This window comes from Alteromonas sp. KUL49 (assembly GCF_006538345.1).
In the GTDB taxonomy this organism is placed as follows: domain Bacteria; phylum Pseudomonadota; class Gammaproteobacteria; order Enterobacterales; family Alteromonadaceae; genus Alteromonas.
Map to the genome: position 1 here is coordinate 33,010 of NZ_BJKL01000014.1, position 23,217 is coordinate 56,226.

The 23,217-nt window shown below is 42.6% G+C and carries 22 protein-coding genes and 1 pseudogene; 8 read left to right on the top strand and 15 right to left on the bottom strand.

The window, feature by feature from the left end:
- Position 1 precedes the first annotated feature (1 nt).
- Positions 2 to 829, top strand: a complete 828-nt coding sequence (locus EYS00_RS18805) for a VacJ family lipoprotein (protein ID WP_130639442.1) — start codon at positions 2 to 4, stop codon at positions 827 to 829.
- Between the two features lie 31 nt (positions 830 to 860).
- On the opposite strand, the gene galE is transcribed toward EYS00_RS18805, so the two are convergent.
- The 8 genes from galE to EYS00_RS18845 form a co-directional block, all read right to left on the bottom strand.
- Positions 861 to 1,880 carry a UDP-glucose 4-epimerase GalE gene (galE, locus tag EYS00_RS18810; protein ID WP_130639444.1) on the bottom strand — a complete coding sequence of 340 codons (1,020 nt, stop codon included), beginning with the start codon at positions 1,878 to 1,880 and terminating at the stop codon, positions 861 to 863.
- 2 nt (positions 1,881 to 1,882) lie between these two features.
- A complete protein-coding gene (locus EYS00_RS20720; protein ID WP_130639479.1) occupies positions 1,883 to 2,179 on the bottom strand; it encodes a DUF6170 family protein in 297 nt (98 codons plus the stop codon).
- 140 nt (positions 2,180 to 2,319) lie between these two features.
- The gene (locus EYS00_RS18820) at positions 2,320 to 3,846 is read right to left on the bottom strand and encodes a peptide MFS transporter (protein WP_130639446.1); all 1,527 of its coding nucleotides are present in this window, start codon (positions 3,844 to 3,846) and stop codon (positions 2,320 to 2,322) included.
- Between the two features lie 201 nt (positions 3,847 to 4,047).
- Entirely contained in the window at positions 4,048 to 5,163 is a 1,116-nt protein-coding gene (locus EYS00_RS18825; protein ID WP_130639448.1) for a capsule biosynthesis protein, read from the bottom strand.
- A gap of 23 nt (positions 5,164 to 5,186) precedes the next feature.
- Positions 5,187 to 5,852 (bottom strand): ABC transporter ATP-binding protein, encoded by a 666-nt coding sequence (locus EYS00_RS18830; RefSeq protein ID WP_130639450.1) that lies wholly within the window; start codon positions 5,850 to 5,852, stop codon positions 5,187 to 5,189.
- 163 nt (positions 5,853 to 6,015) lie between these two features.
- The gene (locus tag EYS00_RS18835; protein WP_242618836.1) at positions 6,016 to 6,627 is read right to left on the bottom strand and encodes an ABC transporter permease; all 612 of its coding nucleotides are present in this window, start codon (positions 6,625 to 6,627) and stop codon (positions 6,016 to 6,018) included.
- A 1-nt stretch (position 6,628) separates the two neighbouring features.
- Complete coding sequence (locus EYS00_RS18840) at positions 6,629 to 8,449, bottom strand: polysaccharide biosynthesis/export family protein (protein WP_130639452.1); 1,821 nt, start codon at positions 8,447 to 8,449, stop codon at positions 6,629 to 6,631.
- A 13-nt stretch (positions 8,450 to 8,462) separates the two neighbouring features.
- Positions 8,463 to 8,780 (bottom strand): hypothetical protein, encoded by a 318-nt coding sequence (locus EYS00_RS18845; RefSeq protein ID WP_130639454.1) that lies wholly within the window; start codon positions 8,778 to 8,780, stop codon positions 8,463 to 8,465.
- Positions 8,781 to 9,156: 376 nt separating this feature from the next.
- On the opposite strand from EYS00_RS18845, the pseudogene wecA reads away from it, so the two are divergent.
- The 4 genes and pseudogenes from wecA (at position 9,157) to galU (ending at position 13,293) form a co-directional block, all read left to right on the top strand.
- Positions 9,157 to 10,241: pseudogene (wecA, locus tag EYS00_RS21235) on the top strand (UDP-N-acetylglucosamine--undecaprenyl-phosphate N-acetylglucosaminephosphotransferase).
- A 145-nt stretch (positions 10,242 to 10,386) separates the two neighbouring features.
- Complete coding sequence (locus tag EYS00_RS18855) at positions 10,387 to 11,208, top strand: glycosyltransferase (protein WP_130639456.1); 822 nt, start codon at positions 10,387 to 10,389, stop codon at positions 11,206 to 11,208.
- The gene (locus tag EYS00_RS18860) at positions 11,205 to 12,065 is read left to right on the top strand and encodes a glycosyltransferase family 2 protein (protein ID WP_130639458.1); all 861 of its coding nucleotides are present in this window, start codon (positions 11,205 to 11,207) and stop codon (positions 12,063 to 12,065) included. Before EYS00_RS18855 ends, EYS00_RS18860 begins: the two co-directional genes overlap by 4 nt.
- Positions 12,066 to 12,396: 331 nt before the next feature.
- Positions 12,397 to 13,293, top strand: coding sequence for a UTP--glucose-1-phosphate uridylyltransferase GalU (galU, locus tag EYS00_RS18865; RefSeq protein WP_130639460.1), 897 nt, complete (start codon positions 12,397 to 12,399; stop codon positions 13,291 to 13,293).
- Between the two features lie 163 nt (positions 13,294 to 13,456).
- Here galU and EYS00_RS18870 read toward each other — a convergent pair whose 3' ends face one another.
- From EYS00_RS18870 to queF, 7 genes are all read right to left on the bottom strand, one after another.
- Complete coding sequence (locus EYS00_RS18870) at positions 13,457 to 13,759, bottom strand: helix-hairpin-helix domain-containing protein (RefSeq protein ID WP_130639462.1); 303 nt, start codon at positions 13,757 to 13,759, stop codon at positions 13,457 to 13,459.
- A gap of 147 nt (positions 13,760 to 13,906) precedes the next feature.
- Positions 13,907 to 14,914: an isocitrate dehydrogenase gene (locus EYS00_RS18875; RefSeq protein WP_130639464.1), complete on the bottom strand. Its 1,008-nt coding sequence runs from the start codon at positions 14,912 to 14,914 to the stop codon at positions 13,907 to 13,909.
- Between the two features lie 357 nt (positions 14,915 to 15,271).
- Positions 15,272 to 16,792, bottom strand: a complete 1,521-nt coding sequence (locus EYS00_RS18880) for a hypothetical protein (protein WP_130639466.1) — start codon at positions 16,790 to 16,792, stop codon at positions 15,272 to 15,274.
- A gap of 6 nt (positions 16,793 to 16,798) precedes the next feature.
- Positions 16,799 to 17,173: a DUF3192 domain-containing protein gene (locus tag EYS00_RS18885; protein WP_130639468.1), complete on the bottom strand. Its 375-nt coding sequence runs from the start codon at positions 17,171 to 17,173 to the stop codon at positions 16,799 to 16,801.
- Positions 17,174 to 17,296: 123 nt separating this feature from the next.
- Entirely contained in the window at positions 17,297 to 18,679 is a 1,383-nt protein-coding gene (gene ppnN / locus EYS00_RS18890; protein WP_130639470.1) for a nucleotide 5'-monophosphate nucleosidase PpnN, read from the bottom strand.
- Positions 18,676 to 20,250 (bottom strand): GGDEF domain-containing protein, encoded by a 1,575-nt coding sequence (locus tag EYS00_RS18895; protein WP_242618839.1) that lies wholly within the window; start codon positions 20,248 to 20,250, stop codon positions 18,676 to 18,678. Before EYS00_RS18895 ends, ppnN begins: the two co-directional genes overlap by 4 nt.
- A gap of 36 nt (positions 20,251 to 20,286) precedes the next feature.
- On the bottom strand, positions 20,287 to 21,147 hold the full coding sequence (gene queF, locus EYS00_RS18900) for an NADPH-dependent 7-cyano-7-deazaguanine reductase QueF (protein WP_130639473.1): 861 nt from the start codon (positions 21,145 to 21,147) through the stop codon (positions 20,287 to 20,289).
- Between the two features lie 95 nt (positions 21,148 to 21,242).
- Between queF and syd the strand changes: the two genes are divergently transcribed.
- The 3 genes from syd to EYS00_RS18915 form a co-directional block, all read left to right on the top strand.
- A complete protein-coding gene (syd, locus tag EYS00_RS18905; protein WP_130639474.1) occupies positions 21,243 to 21,797 on the top strand; it encodes a SecY-interacting protein in 555 nt (184 codons plus the stop codon).
- Positions 21,798 to 22,041: 244 nt separating this feature from the next.
- Positions 22,042 to 22,413, top strand: coding sequence for a DUF3192 domain-containing protein (locus EYS00_RS18910; protein ID WP_130639475.1), 372 nt, complete (start codon positions 22,042 to 22,044; stop codon positions 22,411 to 22,413).
- Between the two features lie 93 nt (positions 22,414 to 22,506).
- The coding region (locus EYS00_RS18915; RefSeq protein ID WP_130639476.1) for a GNAT family N-acetyltransferase at positions 22,507 to 23,217 on the top strand (711 nt) is incomplete at its 3' end.

Here is a 23,217-nt window from a genome sequence, read left to right on the forward strand (position 1 = left end):
TATGCAATTTGCTAAATCCTTGATAACGCTTGTTGTTGTTCTCGCCACGCTTGGAGGTTGTGCAAGCCAAAACGGTGTCGAACAAGCCAGAAGCGATAATACGGGGGAAGAAAGAGACCCTTTTGAGCCAATTAATCGCGTGATGTGGGATATAAATTGGAATGTGTTGGACAGATATCTCTTACGTCCAATCACCGTAGGCTATGTAACTGTAATGCCTCAGTTCGCTCGTACGGGCTTACTGAATGCTGCCAACAATTTGCAAGAACCCGCTAACTTCATGAATAACGTTTTTCAAGGCAAAGTCGATGATGGTATGGACAGCCTTGCACGTTTTATGTTGAACACTAGCGTTGGAGTGTTTGGCACGATTGATGTCGCAACTAAACTTGGCATTGATATGAAGCAAGAAGAATTCGGAGAGACACTCGGAGTTTGGGGGGTCGATACAGGCCCTTACATGATGCTTCCTGCGCTCGGCCCGAATGATCCTCGTAGTTTTTCAGGCGATGTTGTTGATGGCATGGTTTATCCAATGGCAATTATAGAGGGGAACTTTGCCGTTGCTCGGTATGTAGTTTCTTTACTTGAAAATCGAGCTGCACTGATAGAGCAAGAAGGGCAACTTGCTCAATCTCTTGATGAATACGCATTTGTCAGAGACGCGTATTTTGCACGACTTGAATTTTTGGTGACTGATGGGGCCAATTTAGAGGATGATAATATAGACGAAGCTCTGGATGATTTTGCTGAGTTCGAGGCTATGTTTGGTGACTTTGAAGAAGACTCTGATGGCTCTGAAGACCAAGATAAAGAAAAGCCCCATTAATTGGGGCTTTTTCATCTGAGTTAATGGCAGTTTATTTGGGGTACCCCATTGGGTTTTGTGATTGCCAGTTCCATGTACTTGCACACATTTCGTCAAGCCCCTTGACGGCAGTCCAACCCAACTCTTCACTCGCAAGCACAGGGTCTGCATAACAAGCCGCTATATCACCACTACGCCTTGGTTTAATGGCATAAGGAATAGTTTTACCGCTCGCTTTTTCGAAAGCTTTCACCATATCTAGCACTGAATAGCCTTGACCGGTACCTAGATTGTATTTATCTAGTCCTTGTCCTTTCTCAAGACGACTCAAGGCTTTTAAATGACCATTAGCTAAATCTTCCACGTGAATATAATCGCGTACGCCTGTGCCATCAGGCGTGTCATAATCGTCACCAAATACACCCAGTTCAGCAAGCTTACCTGTTGCTACTTGAGAAATATAAGGCATCAGGTTGTTAGGAATACCATTGGGATCTTCCCCAATTTGACCCGACGGGTGGGCACCTACTGGGTTGAAATAGCGAAGCAGTACTATGTTCCAGTCGTTATCAGAGTTGTAAAGGTCGGATAATACGTGTTCGACCATTAGCTTAGACATTCCATACGGATTGGTAGGTTCACCTGTGGCCATATTTTCACGTAATGGTAAGGCTGTGGGGTCGCCGTACACAGTGGCTGATGAACTAAACACTATGTTCTTTACATTGTGACGTTGCATTGCCTGGCACAGCGTTAGTGTGCCGTAGACGTTGTTCTCGTAATATGACAAAGGCTTCTGAACTGATTCTCCAACCGCTTTTAAGCCTGCAAAATGAATAGTCGCGAAGATATCATGCTCACTAAAAATACCGTCTAATACGGCGGTGTCACGAATATCACCCTGAACAAAGGTAACGGTTTTGTTGGTAAGTTGTTCGACACGTCGCAAAGACTCAGCGCTCGCGTTGCAAAGGTTATCTAAAACGACGACGTTAAAGTCTTGCTCCAGTAATTGTAATACAGTGTGACTGCCTATATAGCCCGCGCCGCCGGTAACTAATATAGTCTTCATGTTTACTCCTTTTCAGATAATGGTGGCAAGTACTTTGCGCTAATTGAATGTTGTATTGGTTTTACGATGAGCGGATAACATAAAAAAACTAACCCAGCCCATAAAATTGATGTCCAGTTATTGGCCGTTTGAAGGATAAACGCGAAGGCAGGCACAATAACTAATAGCTTTAATACGTTTAACAGTGTTTTTTCTGGTACTGACAACTGCTTAGAAGCTGAGTGTAAACGTTTAACCCTCTCTGTTAAAGGAAGTCCTTTTAATGCAGGAATATGACGGGTCGAAAAGTAAAATGTCATCGTGTTCTCGTTACACCTAGTTTTCACATCTGTTACTTCACCATTGTAGGTGATAGCTTTGCTGGATAAAACACCTAATACAAAAAATCCGATATCTAACCTAGATATCGGATTTTTATTTTCGATGAATAATTCAAACGTTACGCTGAGTCCTGTAGACCAGATTTTTCCCATACGCGTGATTTGAAGTTAAATAATGCAATGACAATACCTATCGCAATACTGAATAGTGCAATTTGAAGGTAAAGGTTTGGCATTTCTTGCACATTTTCTGGGTCAAAGTTACCAGAGAGCAAGCCAGCGATAATGTTTCCGATTGAATAGGTTAAAACAAAAACGCCCATCATCTGGCCGGCAAAACGTTTTGGCGATAATTTGCTTACAGCACTAAGTGCTACTGGACTAAGACACAGCTCACCAACAGTATGAAGGAAATAAGTAGTAACCAGCCACATAGGTGCCACTTTAAGTCCTTGAGCTGCGTATTGAGAAGCCATGAACATAACAATGAAACCACTCGCCATGATGACGATACCGATAGCGCATTTGAGTGTGTAAGACGGGTCTATCATTCGCTTGGCTAGGTTTATCCAAAGTGCGGCGAAGAACGGCGACAAGATGATGATAAACAAAGAATTAGACAGTTGGAACCACACAGTAGGGATAGAGGATAATCCGAACCATGAAGTGAGTAACGACCCATCAGATAATGCTCTTGCTGTGTAATCCTGGGCGAATAGGTTGAGAGACGAGCCTGCTTGCTCGAATCCAGACCAGAAGCATGCGGAAGCAACGCACACGAGGAACAATGCCCACATTCGTCGTTTTTCATCATCACTCAATTTGCCTTTGAAATAGATGAAACCAAAATAAGCGAAGAAAATCGCAGTAAAGAATACTGCCACTTGTTTAGCAAGCGCCAACGGGTCTATCGTAATTGTACCCAAGTGTGCAAGCACAATAATCAGTACTGCGATAGCAATTACCGCATATACTGCCGTCCAAGCTTTTCTTTTAGCAGCACCCTCGTAAGGGTTTGCTGGTAGCACAGAATCTGACGAAAGTGAGTTGTTGGTGAAATGGTATTGGATTAATCCCAATGCCATGCCTACCGCCGCAATACCGAATGCATAGTGCCAGCCCCAGTTCTCTTGTAGGTAACCTGTCGTTAGGTACGCTATGAGCGAGCCGATATTGATGCCCATGTAGTAAAGAGCATAACCACTGTCTCTTCGGCCATCATTGTCACCGTACTGCTGACCAACCATAGCTGAGATATTGGGTTTTAGTAGACCTGTACCCGTTGCAACAAGAATCAATCCGACAAAAAATAGGTTTTGTAGGTCAATTGCCAGCACTATGTGACCAGCAAATATGACTAAACCGCCATACCAAACGGCTTTTTTACCACCAATGAGTCGGTCTGCTAACCAGCCTCCAGGTAATCCTAGAAAGTATACTGCGCCAGTATACAAACCGTATATGGCTCCAGCGGTAGCAACGGTAAAGCCTAACCCCTCTTTTTGCAGGCTGGCAGTCATGAATAGTACTAAGAGTGCACGCATACCGTAGTAGCTCATGCGTTCCCACATTTCAGTGAAGAACAACGTACGCAGGCCCCCTGGATGGCCAAAAAAGCTGTTGTCGTTAGTTTTATCTGTAGTCACGATTTATTCCAAATCTGTTATCTTTTTTATATGAACTACGCTGAGCGTAGCGTGGGGAAACCCCGAGTTTGCTTAGCCGTTATACTAGAGCTTTTGATAGGACACAAGGGAAGGGATAATTCAGTACAAAAATTGGTCGACACTTTTCGTGTTAAAACAAATGTGCCAAGAAATTTCTCCCTTGGCACGAATGTTCTTTAATTATAGCTCTCGGATAGTCGCCAATACTATTCTGACAATTCCGTAGGTGAGGAGTAGTACTACTCCAAACAAGGTAAGGTTATACAAAATAGTTGGATAGGCGTTGTCTTCTGGGAGCGTAGGGGATTCTACTGTCACCAAGTGCTGAAGCTTTTGATAGGCTTCTACACGTGCATTTTCGAGTGTAATTAATGACGAAGAGTAAGCTTGTACTGCAAGTTGTAGCTGCACCTGAAGATTACTATAATTTGCCATCAGTTCGCCGACGGAGAGTGGATTACCATTTTCTTCCGGCATACTTATCTTCAGCTTTTGTGCGCTAATTTGACTCTCCAGTGCTGCAATTTCTCGTTTGAGGTTTATAACTTCTGATGCGCTATCAGACATGACTCTCGATATTGTATTCAGTTCTGCTTGTTTTTGCGCTAGCGTCGCTTCTAGCGTAAATGCAATCTGTTGAAAAGCTGCGCCCTCAGCGGTTGGGTCCAACACATTGTAGCGAGCCTGAAATGCAAGAAGTTCGGTTTTGGCTTGTTGAAGTTTTGATTCAACAATTTCATGTTCCCCTTGAGCAAATTCTAGTTTGCTACGCGCAAGATCGTTATTTATCGTGTTTATAAACTCTTCCGCTTTTTCAACAATTGCCGCATTGATGGCTTGCGCAAATGATTGGTCGAATGCTCTTGTTTGCAGAGTAATCAAAGACGACATCGAGTCTACTGTTACAGAGATATGGCTTAGGTAGTACTCATAAAATTCCTCTCGATAATGGTCTTCATCGAGTTTGCTTGCAAAGTCGGCATTGGCGGAAGAATAGTGCCCGCGCAAGTCCAGTTTTTCGTCTAAGTATTCGAGCATATCGTAAGACTGAATATACGCTTCGACTAATTGACTTTCTGTGTTGAACCCTGCTGATGAAACCGTAGATAGCAGAAGGGAAGAGGGATCAAAGCTACTGCCTCCTTCAGTTGATTTTACTATTAATTGACTTTTGCTCTCATATTGAGGTGTAGCGATAAAAACTAAATAAATTGCATACAAAAGCCATGGAAGCAAAAGTGCATAGCTTTTGTGCTCTGATAAAAATCGACTTGTTTTTTTGAGTATGTTTTCCACTATAATTGGACCTATTTTACGACTCAACGAGTTGTGACGCTTTCTTGCGTGTATTGTTCAATGCCTTCCTCTAAATCTTTGAAATAATGAAGTTCTCCGTTCTCAATGATTATAGCCGAGGTACAAAACTCTCTGATTTGATCGAGCTCGTGGCTCACCATTATCACGCCCGCTTGTTTACTTTTCTCTTTTAATGAGGATTTTGCTTTTTTCCGAAACAAAGGATCACCGACAGAGGTTGCCTCATCGATAAGATAAATGTCGAAGTTGATATTCATACAACAAGCAAAGATGAGTTTTGCCCTCATACCCGCGGAGTAGGTTTTTACGGGTAGGTCATAACGTTGTCCAATTTCAGCAAAATCTTGAACTTTGTCCTCATAATCTTTGAGTGAAGGTACGTTGTTTATACGACCAATAAATCTCGTATTTTCTCTACCTGTCATCTGAGGGTGAATACCAGTTTGCAATGCTACCGGCCAAGAGAGCGATTTTTCCGATTGGATAGTGCCACGGTCAGGATATTCGCTCTTTGCCAACATTCTAAATAATGTTGATTTACCAGTACCATTTTTTCCGAGTATGGCTACATTGGTGTTCGTTGGTATATCAAAATTTAAGTTTTTGAACACATACTGATTGCCTAGTTTACTAGGATAGCTTTTTGTAACGTTGCGTAAATATATCATCTAGCTAGCACCTTTCGCCAAGAGAGATGGTAGAGCGCTAAGCTAAAGAAAAGCGTTACTAATGCCGAGCCAAAGATGTATTCTATTGATAGCCCTCGATTACCATAACCCGCATCGACTGTATAGCGAGCATACTCAATGAAATGTAATAGAGGGTTCCAAGTTAAGTAGTGCCAGTACTCCTCTGGAAAGTCTTGTAAACTAAAAAAACACAAGATATGAACATCAAAGGTCTGGTAACAAGTGACTTGATCTTGTCAACTTCGGGTACAAATGCAGCTGCTACACCAAATATTAGACCGGTGCTAACCCCAAACAACCATAGAGTAAAGAACAGAGTGATTAGCATGAGTGTCTCGTCAACGGAAGCTGGCATTCCTAATAAATATAGAGATGCGCAAAGCATACCTACAACGATGCATTTTATTGAGAGCTCTATAAAACCTGAACCAACCACCGCAGCCAGAGGCTGTACCTGCCTAAAGGCATACAGAGGTTTATTTCTTTTTATTGATATCGATACTGATTGAAGTGTAGTGATAAATAGCTGATAACCAACCATACCTACGATCATAAAGATAACGACTGGTAGTCCATGTACATCGTCCCCTGAGATCGCTCCACGAGCAAATGACAAAGTAAAAATAAAAACAAAAGGTTCAACAAAAGCCCAACTAAGTCCAAATTTGTCATTAAATTTGCTTTGTAGCTCTCTCAAGAAAAGCGCAAAGACAACGTTTCTCCAAGCGTAAAACTGATCCCTTAGAGGTATCATGTTAGTCCCTATCAACTATGTTCGTTGCAGCATTTGCCGCTATAGCTATTTGATACATGATTTGGGTAATATCTTTAACAGATTGCAGCAATTTTGGATCGATTGCTGGTAAGACGATGACTTGGTCGCCAGCGCTTAAGCTGGTTTGATGTCCACTATTCAACCAGGTTGAATCGCCTACAGATGCAAGCACAACGCTGCCATTCGATTTTATAACAAGAATTTTCTCATCTTCCGCACGTTCAGTAAAACCTCCGGCCCAAGCGATGTAGTCTTCAGCATTTGCTTCAGGATTGAATACCAAAGATTGAGGAAGTAGCACTTCACCACCAACATGTATCAAGTCAGTGGTCGTCGGAATCACAATTGTATCATTCGGTTCAAGGAGGATATTTGCGATCTGTCCCGCCTCGGATACAACTACTCTGCCGAGAGGTTCTACTTGGCGTGCTCGTGCAATGAAGTCGGAGACCATTTGCGCTTCTTGAACACGTATTGCACCCTCACCCGTTGAAGCGATTGGCGCTGTATACATGCTCCTCTCTAGGCGTTGCAGTCCCTGCTCAATAATTTCTTTTTGCTTAACCGCAACACTTTCTCTTAGCAAGAATACATTTTTACTGTCAGACAAAATTCCATCAGCAGCGACGTGGTCTAGGACATCCAACAGGCGGGTTCCTTTGTCGACCATTACTTGTGATGCCCCTCTAAATGACCCTGCGATATTGATTCGATAGATCTGTGGATCGTTGTCCGCAACGTATTCAACATTGTCACCACTTTGAAGCACCAGAGATTCGAATTCGGCCAGTGGTACATATCTGGCAAACTGAGTGTTGTTTCTAACTCCTGAGATTGATGCATGTGATATATGGTCAGCTGGTCTGGAATAATGAGTAACAGATGCTCCATTTTTTTCACTTTCAGTGACTTCAAAAGTAAAACTGTTTCTTGCGCCAGTTGATATACTTATTGTCTCGCCTATTGGATGGACAAGGATAATATCTCCATCTTCAAATGATATAGAAGGAAGTCTTCCATCCTTGAAAAACGCGTAAAGATCTGCGGTAGCGACAACGTCGCCTTCACGAACAATATCGATTTTCCTGAAGCTTCCACGTTTGAAGTCTATTCCGCCAGCTCGCTTCAAATAGTATAGAACGCTGTCAGATGCTAATCCGGCATATTGACCAGGCCTAATAACTGGGCCGGTTATGTACACGGACACCGGTGTTGAGGTTAAAAGGTTTACATATATATTGACGCCGCTGGTATATACTTGACCGATCTTCGCGCTTACAGTTTGGTTTATATTTCCCGCCGGAGTTCCCGAAACGCTTATTGGTCCGACATTAGGGATAAAAATATTGCCCTGATTATCAACAGTAACAACATCAGAGAAGTTCACCGTTCCCCAGATCCAAATCGATATTTTATCTCCGGGAGCGATAAGGTAATTCTCATTTAACCCGTCTGTGCGCTCAGATTCGAAACCTCCAATAAACAAATTAGCGGCAAATGGAGGATTATCCATTGCCTCCGTCATCGGAAAAACGGTATCAAGAGTTGGCTCGCCGGGTAAAACTCGACCGCTTCTGGGCTGAGTCGTAAATTGCCCGGTTTGACTCATAGGCGATGTCGCACCTGGCAACGTACGCTGAGACTGAATGTTCAGTGGAGAGATGGTACCAACAGAAGTCTGAGTATTACCTTGAAGTGCTTGTGAGCGAAGTGTCTCTAGTTGTTCCAATGTCTGGCTATTCACATTGAAAACGAACAAAAGACTTGCAGCTAAACCGATATAGAATTTTTGAAATTTCATTGTGCTAAACCGTTTACTTATGGTCTTCTTGAACTAGGGCTTTGAGATAATTCCACTGACCGTTACTTTGGCAAGCAACTTTCAAACTGGTATTGGGCGTTGAAAAACGGACGCAATTCTTTCCCGTGATTGAAGTATATCTCGACGTGATATTATGACGAGTACCTCCGATAAAAATACTATTCCCATCAACCTGAACACTGGGCGAAAGTGCTGTCTCTTCCGCTGATAGTGAAAAAGAGAGTGACGAATGAATCAGAGGTAAGTCGGCAGTGGTTTCTTTGGGAAGAGAGCTACACCCTCCGCAACTAACCACTAGCAAAGTGCTCATTAGAAAGCGAAATTTGAATAACATCTATTGTCATGTCCATATAGCAAGTTGCGAGTAGAATACCATAAGATAGTAAAAATGCATGATTAATGAATTGCTCGACGCCATTTGTAAATTTCGTGCATATTTTTGGTTTTGTTTGTTAATACGTAAGTTTTTTACTTCTTTAGGCTAGCTACTCGCCACATTGTTGATTATCATGTAGAGAAAATATATGTAGACGTATCGTCACAGTTCAACGAGCACGAAAGCTCGACTTAGGAAAGTCGTTTCTCAAAATGGAACTTAATTCTTTGATTTCAATTACATGCGATGATAAGAGACCGCAAGCTTGTCTCAAGTGCATGCGCAGTTCTGCTTTAGTTGGGAGTGGAACGTGCTCGCGTATCTAAATTTCATACCGCTCTTCACTGCTTTTTTTGTAGCGCTAATCTTGCTGGTAGTGATGACTCCGCTCGCCCATCAATTTGGTTTGGTTGATCAACCAAATGGTAGAAAGCGTCACGCGGGTATTGTTCCTTTGACTGGCGGTGTTGCGATATTTATGGCTGTACTCGTTGCCAGCGTAGTCACCGATGTGTGGATGAAAAATAACCCTCTTTTCTTTACAGCGTCTGCCTTCATAGTGCTTCTGGGAATGTTAGATGACAGGTTTGAACTCAGCGCTAAGGGGCGTTTGATGTGTCAATTCGGAGTCGCATCGATTATGGCTTGGAGCGCACAAAACTATATTACCTCCCTCGGCAATATCTTTGGAACTGGCGCGCTAAGTTTTGAAATTCTCGGGTATTTCTTTACAGTCATCTGTGTCGTGGGTGTTATAAACGCTTTCAACATGATCGACGGTATTGACGGCTTGGCTGGTGGTATGAGCCTAGTTGTGTTGCTAACCGTGGTAGGTTTTTTGCTCGCCTCCGGAAATGGTGCGGCAATAATGGAACCGCTAATTATTGTTGCGGCAATTGTCCCCTTTATGGCCTTCAATTTAAGTTGGAAAGGTTTCAAAGGAATAAAATCTTTATGGGTGATGCCGGTAGTATGTTTATCGGTTTGACTATCGTGTGGCTGCTTGTCGACCACACTCAGGGCGCTGAGGCGGCATTTAGGCCGATTACAGCGGTTTGGTTGATTGGACTTCCGTTGATGGACATGGCAGCGATCATGTATCGCCGGGCGAAAAAAGGACAATCAGTTTTGAGACCCGACAGACAACATCTTCACAATATTTTTATGAGAGCTGGTGTTTCAAGTCGCAAAGCATTGATAGCTATTCTTTGTCTCGGTGCTTGTTACTGTGCGGTGGGTATATTGGGTGAAATATATCAAATCCCTGAGTACGTAATGTTCTGGGGCTTTATCGCGATCCTGGTGCTATACAGCTACGTCATTCAGAACATTTGGTCCGTTCTGAGACTATTCAAGAGAATCACCAAAAAAAATACTGTTCAAACAAAGGCGTAAAACGTTTATAGTACGTCACAATTTTTAGGTATTACTTAGTAATGCAGGTCATCAGAGCAGTGTTAGTTTGGTTTTAGTTCCACACACTAATTTTTCAATTTTATCTTGTAAGTTTACAGAGAAACGCATTGAGACGGTCGTCGGTATGGCTGTTTACCATGGCGACAATCTCGTGTGGATTGAAGAGGCTGTGGATAGTATTCTTCGCCAAACATACAGAACTTTCTTGTTCGTTATTGTTATAGACGGTGACATCTCAAAAGATGTAATGGCAACTCTATTGCAGAAGGCCGGTGATGACGAGCGCGTCGTGCTGACTAAAAACGCTGTCAATTCCGGATTGGCAGCAAGTATGAATAATGCTATTGCTTGGGTCTATCAATATTCACCTACCTTCTTCGTTAGGATGGACGCAGATGACATATCTGCACCCAATCGATTAGAGCGGCAGGTAGGGTACCTTCGTAAACACAAGCACATCTCAGTTTTAGGCTCTGCTCTCAATGAAGTAAACGAATTGGGAAAAAAAGTCGGAGCTCGCGTGATGCCAGCATCTCACGGTCAGATAGTAAGTTTGCTCCCACGACGCTGCTCCATGAATCACCCCACGCTGGTCATACGGTACTCAGTGTTTGAGCATGGTTTTCGTTACGATCCAGACTTAAGAAATACTCAAGATTATTTTCTTTGGATAACATTAGCTTCGAGCGGTTTTGTGTTTAGAAATCTTAAAGACAAACTACTGGATTTCCGCAGAGTTAATGACTTTTATAAACGTCGAGGTCTAATGAAGTCCATCAACGAGTTTAGGGCAAGGTTTTTTGCCATGAGAAAATTAGGTAAAATAACCCCGTTAAACGTTGTCTACGCTTTCGCGGTACTCACGCTGAGATTGTTGCCAAGTCATTTTGTGAAAGTCGCTTATAAACTGGACAGACACATGTTGAATAGGTTTGGAAAACATTGAAACTTGGCATTGTTATAGTTCTCTACAATCCAGATATTCGACATGTGAGCTCCATTGTAAATAGTTTTCTATCACATAATGTTAGCGTTGCTCTCATTGATAATTCCCCTGAATCAAAAGCCTTTACCGCGGAATCGGCGTCTCACTATCTGCACTTTCCCGAGAATATTGGTATTGCAAAAGCGCAAAATGAAGGTATGCGGCTGCTTTTCGATGAGGATTGTGAGCGTGTGATGTTACTCGATCAAGACAGTCATATTACTGTTACTGATTTGTTTAAGCTGAACGGGCAGTTTTCTGAAATTGCTAGCTCAAGATTTATTGCTGCGATTGGACCTTCAATACTTTGTGAATTCTCGAACACTATTGAGAAGCCCCGAGTTCAGCGCGAACAAAAGTCTGATAACGAAGTTAAACAAGTCAGGCAAATAATAGCGTCTGGAATGCTGCTATCAAAAGAAGCGTTTGAATGTGTAGGAGCTAAAGAAGTAGAACTATTTATAGACGGCGTTGATCACGAATGGTGTTGGCGCGCCGCTGTGAAAGGTTTCGGGGTTTATAAATCCGAACTCGTTGTTATGCGTCACAAGCAAGGCGATGATAGGGTCAGATGCTGTGGTATAACCTTTAAACAGGGCGCCCCGGTCAGACTTTACTATCAGTTTAGAAACATCTTTATTCTCACTAGACGCGGCTACGTCCCTTTTTATTGGAAAATTCGTAATCTTTTCGCAATACCAATACGGTATTTTGTTAATCGTTTTGTTTTCACTAATGGTAGTGAAAGGGCGCGTTACATGCACCAAGGAATTAAAGATGGGCTTGGTGATTCACGGGGTCGAATTAAAAAAATATAGTGTGCAATAATGGTGCGCTGAATTTCACTGTTTTGGTGCCATTGTGCTAAATTGGTGCTTTCGATGAGTTGTTGCCACAAAAAATGTTGTCAGTTGGTAAGTGTGTAAACATACTTGCAAACGTTTTCAGCGTTCGTATTTTAATAGCATAGTTAAGCTAACCTATTATTATACGGGCCAAAATTTTTTAAGTTTAATATTTGAACTATTTTACAATAACGTAAACCATTAAGTATTAATGGATGAGAACACCGGTTGGTCGATACCCATGGAATGTTGTTTGCATTCTCGTTATCGAACCGAGGTTTATCAGTACAAGGATATATATAAAATGAGTCAGGTCAAAAAAGCCGTTATTCCTGTTGCTGGATTGGGAACAAGAATGCTACCAGCCACCAAAGCGATCCCGAAAGAGATGCTTCCTGTGGTTGACAAGCCACTGATACAGTACGTTGTAAAGGAATGCGTTGCGGCGGGGCTGAAAGAAATTATTTTGGTTACTCACGCGAGTAAAAACAGTATTGAGAACCACTTTGATACTTCATTTGAGTTGGAAGCTACCTTAGAAACTCGCGTGAAGCGTCAGTTACTAGAGGAAGTTCAATCAATCTGTCCCAAAGATGTAACGATCATGCACGTACGTCAAGGTGTTGCTAATGGTCTAGGACACGCCATATTATGCGCTCGTCCTCTTGTCGGCGATGCACCATTTGCTGTGGTCTTGCCGGACGTTATTATTGATGACGTAGCGAGTGATGCTAAGAAAGACAATCTCGCAGACATGGTTGCCAAGTTTAACACGAGTCAGGTGAGTCAAGTAATGGTCGAGAAAGTACCAGAGGAAGACATCACTAAATTCGGTATTGTGGACCTAGATGGTGCGGGTATTGAACCTGGCGACTCAGCAAAAATTCATAAGATGGTGGAGAAGCCACCGCTGGAAGAAGCCCCTTCAGATCTAGCTATTGTTGGTAGGTACGTACTTTCACAAAACGTATGGGACTTACTTGAGTTTACTCCGCCGGGTGCGGGTGGTGAGATTCAGCTTACTGATGCTATTGACTCATTGATGAAAGTCGAACAGGTCGATGCCTACTCAATGAAGGGTAAGAGCCACGATTGTGGTAGTAAGTTGGGTTATATGATGGCGAATGTAGAATATGCACTACGTCATCCTCAACTAGGTGAAGAATTCAAATCATTTTTAAAAGAAAAGCTCGAAGAATAATTACTCTAAACACTATTTTCGTAAAAAGCCCTGAACTTTTCAGGGCTTTTTCATATGTGGGTCAGATTTCTACCCTAATCAATTTCGCAGTTCGTATTTGGCGGCTTTATTGTTCAGTAATGCACCAAAAATAAACTACGGCAAGGATTGACCGAACATAGCCTCAGTGAACGATGACAAATGGAGTGAGCTTTTCTAGGATCGTATGGCCAATACCCTTCACTTCAGTAAGTTGCTCTACCTCTAAAAAAGGTCCTACTGTCTCTCTGTACGTCACAATAGCACTAGCTTTCGATTTTCCGATTCCGGGAAGTGCTTGAAGCTGCTCCACAGTTGCAGAGTTTAAATCTAGTTTTTCAGATACTTCCGTACTCGCAGTCATGACGGAGTTGGGCTCGGCGTTAGCACAATCTATTTGAAATGCCAAAGTGGTGAGCAAAAGTAGAGAGGTTAATAGTCGTTTCATCGTCTTTCCTTATATCGTTAAGTACATCATTTGTACGATTGTGATATTAGGTGAATGAAATTATTTGAGTAGACCAGTTTTAGATCAGTATAAAAAAGGCCCGAGTACAAAACATACCCGGGCCTCTACAAGATAGGCTGACTTATCTTATAAGCGCTCTAAGAGTGCTTCTGTGAACTCAGTTGTACCCGCTTCACCACCTAGGTCACGTGTGGTTCTGTCACCAGATTCAATAACATCTTTAAGTGCACTACGGATTTTCTCTGCTTTGTCACCCATCTCTAGGTATTCAAGCATTTGTGCTGCTGCAAGGATCACAGAGGTAGGGTTAGCTAAGTTCTTTCCAGCAATATCTGGCGCTGAGCCGTGAACCGCTTCAAAAATAGCGCAATCTTCACCAATATTGGCGCCAGGAGCCATTCCTAGTCCACCTACAAGACCTGCACAAAGGTCAGACAATATGTCACCAAATAGGTTTGTGGTGACAATTACATCAAACTGATGTGGGTTCATAACAAGCTGCATGCAGGTGTTATCAACAATCATTTCTGCAGATTCTATATCCGGATAGCGCTCACCGACTTCACGAGCGACTTTTAAGAATAGACCTGAAGTTGATTTAAGAATGTTAGCTTTGTGAACCGCAGTCACTTTTTTGCGTCCTTCGCGACGAGCCAGCTCATATGCGAAAGTAACGATTTTTTCCGCGCCATCACGAGTAATCTTACTCATCGCTTCTGCTTCAGTACCGTCTTCAGATACGACTTGTCCAAGACCAGAGTACATACCCTGTGTATTTTCGCGGACTGTGATGATGTCGATATCTTCGTAGCGTGCTTTGGTGCCTTTGAACGAACGCACTGGGCGCAGGTTAGCGTATAACTTGAATTGCTTACGTAAGCTAACATTAATTGATGTGAAACCTTCACCTACAGGAGTCGTCAGTGGACCTTTAAGCGCCACTTTATTTTTCGCGATAAGGTCTAGCGTTTCTTGTGGCAACAACTCACCGTGCTCTTCTAATGCTACTAAGCCGGCGTCTGCATAATCGTAAGCGAAATCACAGCCAACTTTATCAAGAATTTTTGTGGTTGCATCGATGATATCTGGGCCGATGCCGTCACCGCGGATGACCGTAATGCGTTGCTGAGTCATGGAGGGATCCTTAGGTAATTCTAATGTCTAAATCGTTAGGTTTGTCTAATTGTAGTCTGGCGCAAAGAACTCGCCAAATTGGTGTCTGCTCCTACAGGTAGAGACAGCGCTTAAACCCGCGTATTCTATACGATTCAGTAAAAAATATGTAGCTGATATAGTCGGTATTCACAGACCGAATGGGGATTGTTTTTATCGGTTGAAATGTGTGATTGGCTTTGGTTTTATTTGTCTTGTTTTGAGCGGTTTTATAGTGGGCACCACAACACATCACTAAGTTCATTTTGGATACTCTCTATATCCGGCAGTCCTAAATCGAGAGTCGCTAATAACTGTTTTAGTTGATTGGATGTTAAGTTATCCCTCGCTTGTATCCCAAATAGCAGTTCTCTCGCTAGACCAAAAGAAAGTTGAATAACCGCATGCTCGTTTTTTTAGTGATGCTGACACTTGGTGATGAAGTAAGCTAGACTGATGAATCATTATTCGAGTGCGTTTAGCTTGATGCCATTTTCCAGCGAGCTCTCCTGCAACATCGTGCCACTGACCATCGAGTATGAGATTAAATGTGCTGTTCGGTTGGAAGTATCCCGAAAGGCCCACTGGAAGGGACGTACGTACTTTGAGTCCGGGCAACGTAAACAGTGGAGCGCACATGAAGGTGATAATTAAACCTGCGTTCTGTGGCGTGAGGTTTAAGTTACAACGCGTGCAAAGAATACTAGCTATATGAGAGGCAATAGTCGTGAACTGAATACTTAAGGCCCTCAATGGATAGTAGTGTTGCGTCAGTCGTTCCATCAATGCAAACTGAACTAACATATCGCCGACGCGCTCAATTCCATAAGTAAGGACGGCCTGTTTAATGTTACTAACGGGCAGTTGTAATCTATTGTCGTGACTCGCCGAAGAGAGCAAAAAGTGGCTGAAAGCGTCGTGTTCATCTATTTGCTTACTAAGATTGTTGATATTGACCTTAGTACTCTGCAATGTATCAATGATAGACGTTAGTGAGCCTGGTGGCCTGATCAGAGGGTATGTGTTAGGTAGTAATGATTTCCCAGCCCTTGCGTCTATAAACTCTTTGTTATTGTCGAATGCTATTAAGTATTCTTTCAGCGAAGTTGAAGGGGAGTAGCCGCTGAGAACTATTGAATTTGGTGCAAGCCAATGAACTTCATCTGAGCCATCATTTAATAATATGCATACCTTTTCCTGATCTGCGGCCAACACTGTTGCTGGTATGTCTTTGAAGAGCACAGATGAAAGGGGGAGTGTGCGTTCAAATAGTAGAAGCAATCGAGCCAGGAATTCCCTGTCGCCAACGTTTGCGTTTGCTGCACATTCGGATATCGTTTTTGTTTGAGACTGAGTTGAACCAACACTCGCGATAACTGTTCCTATGAGTGCTTTTCTTTGAATACTGCTGAGTGACGATGCCGTAACATACTTCATCGCGTTTTTACTGAACATCACTTTTTGAAGCACAATAATATCGAGCCAGATGTTCAATTGCTTACGGGTGAGAAACTTACGAAAGCGCGCCGCCAGAGGTTTGAACTTATCACCTATTTGCTTTCTTTGAACACTAATCCAGTACACAGCCACAATAGAGGCAAGAACATGTTGAATGAAGTGCTCGTTGGCATTATTCGCTTTTTGACTGATATATACTGCGAGGAGCGTTCTAGTGATACTCGACGTTTCTGAAGGTGCACAGCGAAGCATCGCAAATGCCAAGTGAGGGTTTGCCTTGCCGAAACTCACCACAGACTTTCCGATATTTAGGCAGAAATTAACGAGTTTCCTGGGGTCAGTGTTCGCAGGCGGTAAAGATTTATGAAGTTGTGACAACTCGTTAAAATAACGAATGTCCATGCATTACTAGCTCTCTTGGTAACTGGAGTAAGCACCCTCTCCCCAAGCAATCAGTTTATCGTTTTCAAACAATAGTGGGGTGCATTCATCTTGCGTTGTTAAACCGTCAGCACGTACGTGCTGAGTGCGATAAAACATCACTTGTATAGTTGTTCCATCTTCAATTTTTGCTTCAGTAATATCCGGTGAGCCAAGCAGCGCCAGTACTTCTTCTCGGGTGATGCCGAGTTTAAGTTTAGTAATTTGAACTTTGTTGTACGCCTCGCGATCTTGCCAATCCATGTTTTCAGGTTTGTCGGGATAAAATGCGACAACCAAAAATACAAAAATAGCATACAGTGCAATACCTGAGACGATCAAACGAGTTACTTTAGAGTTCATGGCGATATCTTGCTAATTTCCTTTGATGTAAGCAGCTTTGGCCAGTAGACAATTACTTATACCAAGATGCGAACGTGTTACCCTTGTTCATAGTGTACTTAAAAAACACGTTGGCAACATGCATTAATCGTAACCAATTACTACATCATCGCTTTTTACCTTGTAACAGGGCACATAAGTGCTACCGGGAAGTTTCATTCTGTGTTGGGTTACGAAACTTTCTAACAGTTTATCTAATTGCTGCATGAGCTTTGTATCGCCATCGATTTCAAAAGGGCCAAACTCTTTTATTTGTGCTATTCCCTCAGCTTTTACATTACCTGCGACAATTCCGGAGAAGGCTTTACGTAAGACTACGGCTAAATCGGCTGCTGATTGGTTCTGATGTAGTGCCAGTGAAGCCATTGTTTCATGGGTGGGATCAAAAGGATGTTGGAATGCGTGTTCGATCTTGAGTGACCAGTTGAAACTGAAAGCATCCCCCATAGCTTCTCGGTAAGATTTTACTTTTGCCAGTCCGCGGCACATTGCGCGAGCAACTTCAACGGGGTCGTCGATGATAATTTGATATTTACTTTGTGCATCACTACCCAGGGTTTCTCCGATAAACTCGTCTATGGCTTCAAAGTATTGTTCTGAACCCACTGGACCTGTAAGAATGATAGGTAAAGGTTGTCGACTATTTTGTTCGTTGAGCAAAATACCGAGAATATAAAGTAACTCTTCGGCGGTTCCTGCGCCGCCTGGAAATATAATGACGCCATGTGCCAGACGAACAAAAGCCTCTAAGCGCTTCTCTATATCGGGCATAACAATTAGTTCGTTAACGATGGCATTGGGTGGCTCTGCAGCAATGATACTGGGCTCGGAAATGCCAATATAACGCCCTTCTTTGTATCTTTGTTTGGCATGACCAATAGTCGCACCTTTCATCGGCCCTTTCATTGCCCCTGGGCCACATCCGGTACAAATATTTAGCGCCCTCAATCCGAGTTGGTAACCCACCTCTTTGGTATACTTGTACTCATGTGGTTTTATAGAATGCCCCCCCCAACAAACGATGGTATTCAGGTTATCGTTACCTTCTAACGCATTCGCATGCCGCAGCATGTCAAAAACCGCATCGGTAATTTCTGCACCGGAAAAGGTTCTTGGCTGGTTTGATAATGGGTACTTGTTACCCATATATAGTAAGTCGCGAAGCACAGCAAATAGGTGCTCATGGACCCCCTTTAACAACACGCCATCCACAAAAGCGACCTGTGGAGGATTGATTAGCTCTATTTTTACGCCACGCTCTCTGCGAACTAATCTGATATCAAAGTCTTTGTAGGGCTCGAATAATACTTCGAAGTTATCCTCGTCAACACCGCTGTTTAATACTGCTAGGGCACAGTTTCGGAACAATCTGAACAGTTCACTGCCAGTTGAATCCTGTAGGTTAGCCACCTCTCCTTGTGAAAGTTGACTCATCCATCCTACTGGATTCAGCTGAAGTGTATTCACTGGGGGAAGTCCTCATCTGTGATAACTTGATTGCGACCGTGACGTTTTGCGTGATAAAGATAGGTGTCTGCACGCTCAAATGCATCGTCAGATTGGTCGCCGGTAGAAAAGCTAGTTGCACCGATGGATGCAGTAATTGTGACCTTCTCCTTTTTAAATTTGAACGGTAGTGCTGCTAGCGACATTCGTAAAGTCTCTAGGCGAGACTTTAATTGCTCGCCCGCAACGTCATGTAGTAACAAAATGAACTCTTCTCCACCCCAGCGTGCAATAAACTCGTTGTCTTGCAATTGCTGCCTGAGGTGTTTTCCCATCACTTGCAGGGTTTTATCACCTGCAGCATGACCAAATTTATCATTGATTGATTTGAAGTGGTCAATGTCGAGGATGGCTACAGATAGGTCTCCTCCAGACTTCTTCCAATGAATAAAACTTTTACCGAGTTTATCGTTATAAGCTTGGCGATTAGGCAAACGTGTCAATGGATCTGTTTGACTCAACATCAGCTGTTCGGCGAGCTTTTTCTTATACTGCAGCGTTTGTTTTTGAAGCTTAACAATTTGCGACTGCATGGCATTAAAGGTCGCCATGAGTACTTCTTGTCCTGCTTTGTCAGATTCCTCTTGCGAATGCAATGTACTTGTAAGCTCAGATATTGCGCTTTGTGCTTGCGTTTTTAAGTCTTCCAATGAATCGCTATCGTTGACAACAGCCTCGATATTCTCGATGTGAGAATATAGCTCAGTATGACCTGATTTTCGTTGTTCATATTGACTTTGAGTGTCGTCAATACTCAGTTGAATGTCGTTGTTAATGTTACCTAACGCATTGTGCAAGCTTTGAATAACTTTGCCCGTGATGCTTGCTTCAGACATTGCGTCTTGAACAATCATGCGTAGAACCACGACACAACTTTTCAGCAATGCGTCTTCTGACACACCACTTGATAGCCTTTCACGTACTTTTACCAGTTGTAAATCGTTTGGCTTTCGTTTGGCGTAACTCTCGATGAGTAGATTGAGCTCTTCGAAAATAGATTTGTATAGGGGCTGCTTTTCTGGTTCAGTCTCACTCGTGTCTGGTTGAGGTACCGTTTTGGTACTGCCAGATTTTGTTGGTGATAGCTTTAGCGCCTTTCTGTGAAGGATCAAGGCTTTTTGAAATAAGGGATAAACGCGGAATAGGTCGTCCACAGGCTGATTTAATGCAACCAACTGCAGTGCCGCTTCTTTTGTGAGTTCAGGGTCAGAAGCTATGTCCTGCTGTAATGATTTTACAGAAGACTCCAACACTGACACCGTGTCCGCTGAGTACTTTTTGACAGTGAGCTCTTGATGCTGAAGCGACCTATTTAGTTTGTTAATGCTTACGGTTGCCAGCGTGAAATTTGGCTTACCTGACAAATGACCTCGTAAAACCTGAAGTTCATTGTCTAAATCATCAGAGAAACCTTCGTAAAACGCGGAGAGACGCACAATAAACTGAGACAATAGTTCATTGTGCTGTTTGTAGGATTGTAGTTGCTTGTTGTCCATATCTCTCTTCTTAACGCCAGAATACGGAATTGCCATCTTTTAAAATTAAACCTAAAAAGCGAAGAATGAAAATTATTGACGTGCCTGTCGATGATTCGCGTAAGGTTGCTCGTAATTTGAACGAAAGGGGTTGATGTCTAATCCACCTCTTCGAGTATATCTAGCACACACTGTCAATGTATCGGGTTTACAGTGGCGTAAAATATCACAGAAAATACGCTCTACACACTGTTCGTGAAACTCATTGTGCTGCCTAAAACTTATAAGATATTTCAATAAATTTTCGCGATGGATTTTATTACCACTGTAGCGAATTTGAACGCTCGCCCAATCGGGCTGACTGGTAATTAAACAGTTAGATTTTAGCAGGTTAGAACAAAGGGTTTCTTCAGTTACTGTGTTTTCGCTATCACATGAAAGCAGCTGAACATCAGGCGAATAAGTATCAATATCCACATCTAAATCATCAAGCAAAAAACCATCAAACTCCTTAAAAATAAGCGATGGGAATTGTGCTGGTAGAATCAGGTTGATCTCTACGGCTTCACCCGCGCAATCGGAGAGATCGTTCGCAAGTATCTTTTCAAGCTGTTCAGCACTAGCGACTTTGGTCTGGTTGAAACTGTTCAAGTAAAGCTTAAACGATTTCGATTCTATTAAATTTGGAGAAGTAACAGGAACAAAACACTCCAAAATGGCGATTTGCGGTTTGCCCCTTTCGTTTAACCATGAGAGTTCAAATCCCGTCCATGTGTCTATACCTTGGAAAGGTAATGGGGCGTCGCTATCAAGAGAAATAGCGTCTCTTCCTAATGTGCGTGGAACAGGTTGTAAAAGCCTTGGATTGTATTCGTATTCATACTCGACCTGTTTACCTAATGTAAGTTGATCGGGTAGTGATGTGCTTGGCGTTGCACTTTTATTCTGAGCCATGGTGACCTTGTGATAAAAAATGTTACTCAGGTGTCTGTCTTGACATCTTTTTCATTAAGTATAGTGTACCTTAAAAATTGCTACTTCACTGAAAAATGACACTTTCCTTAAATAAAGCGCTAGACCAATTTATTGAAGATTTTATTACGCTGCAGCGTGAGCGAGGCTCTGAGGGCTTTGTTCAATTTGATGCCCAGTGGCCGTCGCCCTGTCTGTCTGAAGATGCTAAAAATGGTGATTGGATCTCGTGGGAGCCAGTGTTACAAGCTAACACTAATAGCTTTACTAATGTAGAAGAAGCCTTGGATATCACGCTAAATCCAGAATTTTGCGCATATTTTACCCGTTACTACAGCGAGAGTATCAGTGTTGTGGCGCCTCAAGGAAAGTGTGAGTTGTTGTTTGCTTGGTCACATGAGGATTTTGAGCGTCTTCAGCAAAATCTTATTGGCCACTTGCTAATGAAACAGCGATTAGGACAGCCGTTGACCCTGTTTTTTGCGGTAACAGACGAAGAAGATGTCATTCTTAGTGTCGATAATGAGAGTGGAGAAGTCGTTGTAGAGCAAGTTGGCAAGCTTCCATCAAAAGTTTTAGCCTCATCTCTCAGCGAGTTCATCAGCACTCTGACTCCCGACACTGCACGTTAAATTGACTCGATATAGCCTGGTTGGCTTTTTGTCGTTGTACCATGCTTCAGCTTTTGTTCATAGTAACAAGCCTAATATCTAGATAACGATAAATGACAAAATTGACCGATTAGTGGTTTAATTAGTAATTATTTAGCATTTATAACAATTTACGTGTTTTCCATTTTCAATAAAATCAATGAGTTACACTTGGCCCCAAATTTGTTTACCAATGCTTGTTATACAACTAAAAAAAGGATTCACTGTGAAAGCACTTCTTCTTACTTTGGCATTAGCATCTCCGTTTGTTTTGAGTGGCTGCGTTGTTTCTGTTGGTGGCGATGGCGATAGTCATTACAGCACGGATTGGGAAGACCGAGAGTACAACAATAGAAAGCATATCGCTCAGCTTGAGCAAGATATGAGTTATGAATCAGTACTTCGTAAAATGGGCATAGCTGATTTTAACGAGTTATACCAAAAAGATGATGGTACTTATCGGGTATTGTTCTATCGCACACAACGCACTATGGAAGATGGTGTAACTACTAAGGATGAGTGTACGCCATTAGTTTTCAAGAACAGCTTCTTAGTGGGTTGGGGTGACAGTGCATACTCGCTAATGGGTAGTAATTAATTTACCAAAATTTAACAAATCTCTTTGTTTTTTACAAGTGCGCCGTTATAGTACGTTTTATGTACTAACTTCGTGCTTCAAAAGAGATTATTCATGACAAAAGCGGCAATTGATCAAGTTGAGCCAAGCCAACAAGAAATCAAAGCAATGTTTCTAGACATTGATGATTTATCAGTTGCCGCTTCCATTCTTTACAATGCTTATGCCGACGACCCGCTTTTTTTAGATATCTTTCAGCGCGGAAAAGACGGGTATGAGAGTAGGCTTCGTTCTGCCATTCGAGAAGAACTCAACGTTTTTTGGGGAGCGGATCAGCCCATCATTGGTCTCTATCATGAAGGTCGCTTGATAGCGGTTGCGTGTTTGACAGCTCCTGATGCTGCATTCGGCGCAGGGCGCTATTGGCATTGGCGTTTGAGAATGCTACTCACCGCAGGCCTCTTTGGTACGAGACAAATGCTCGAAAAAGAAGAGAAGGTGCGGAGCCTCATACCAGCAAAGAACTTCCATATGCTGAGCTTTATTGCAGTTCACCCAGACCATCAACATCATGGACTTGGACATATTTTACTGGGCGCAATTGATAGTGTGGTTATCGATGATCCAAAAAGTGAGGGGTGTGGAGTGTTCGTCACCGTGAAAAAGCATCATAGCTTTTTTGATGATGATAACTATCAAGCCGTTGGCGAGTTAACATTGTCACATGTCACCGGTACTGTGATGTATCGCGTCGAATTCAATAGTCAGATTTTCTATATTCCATCATACTGTACATATTACTTACAAAAAACTCGATATCGTCGA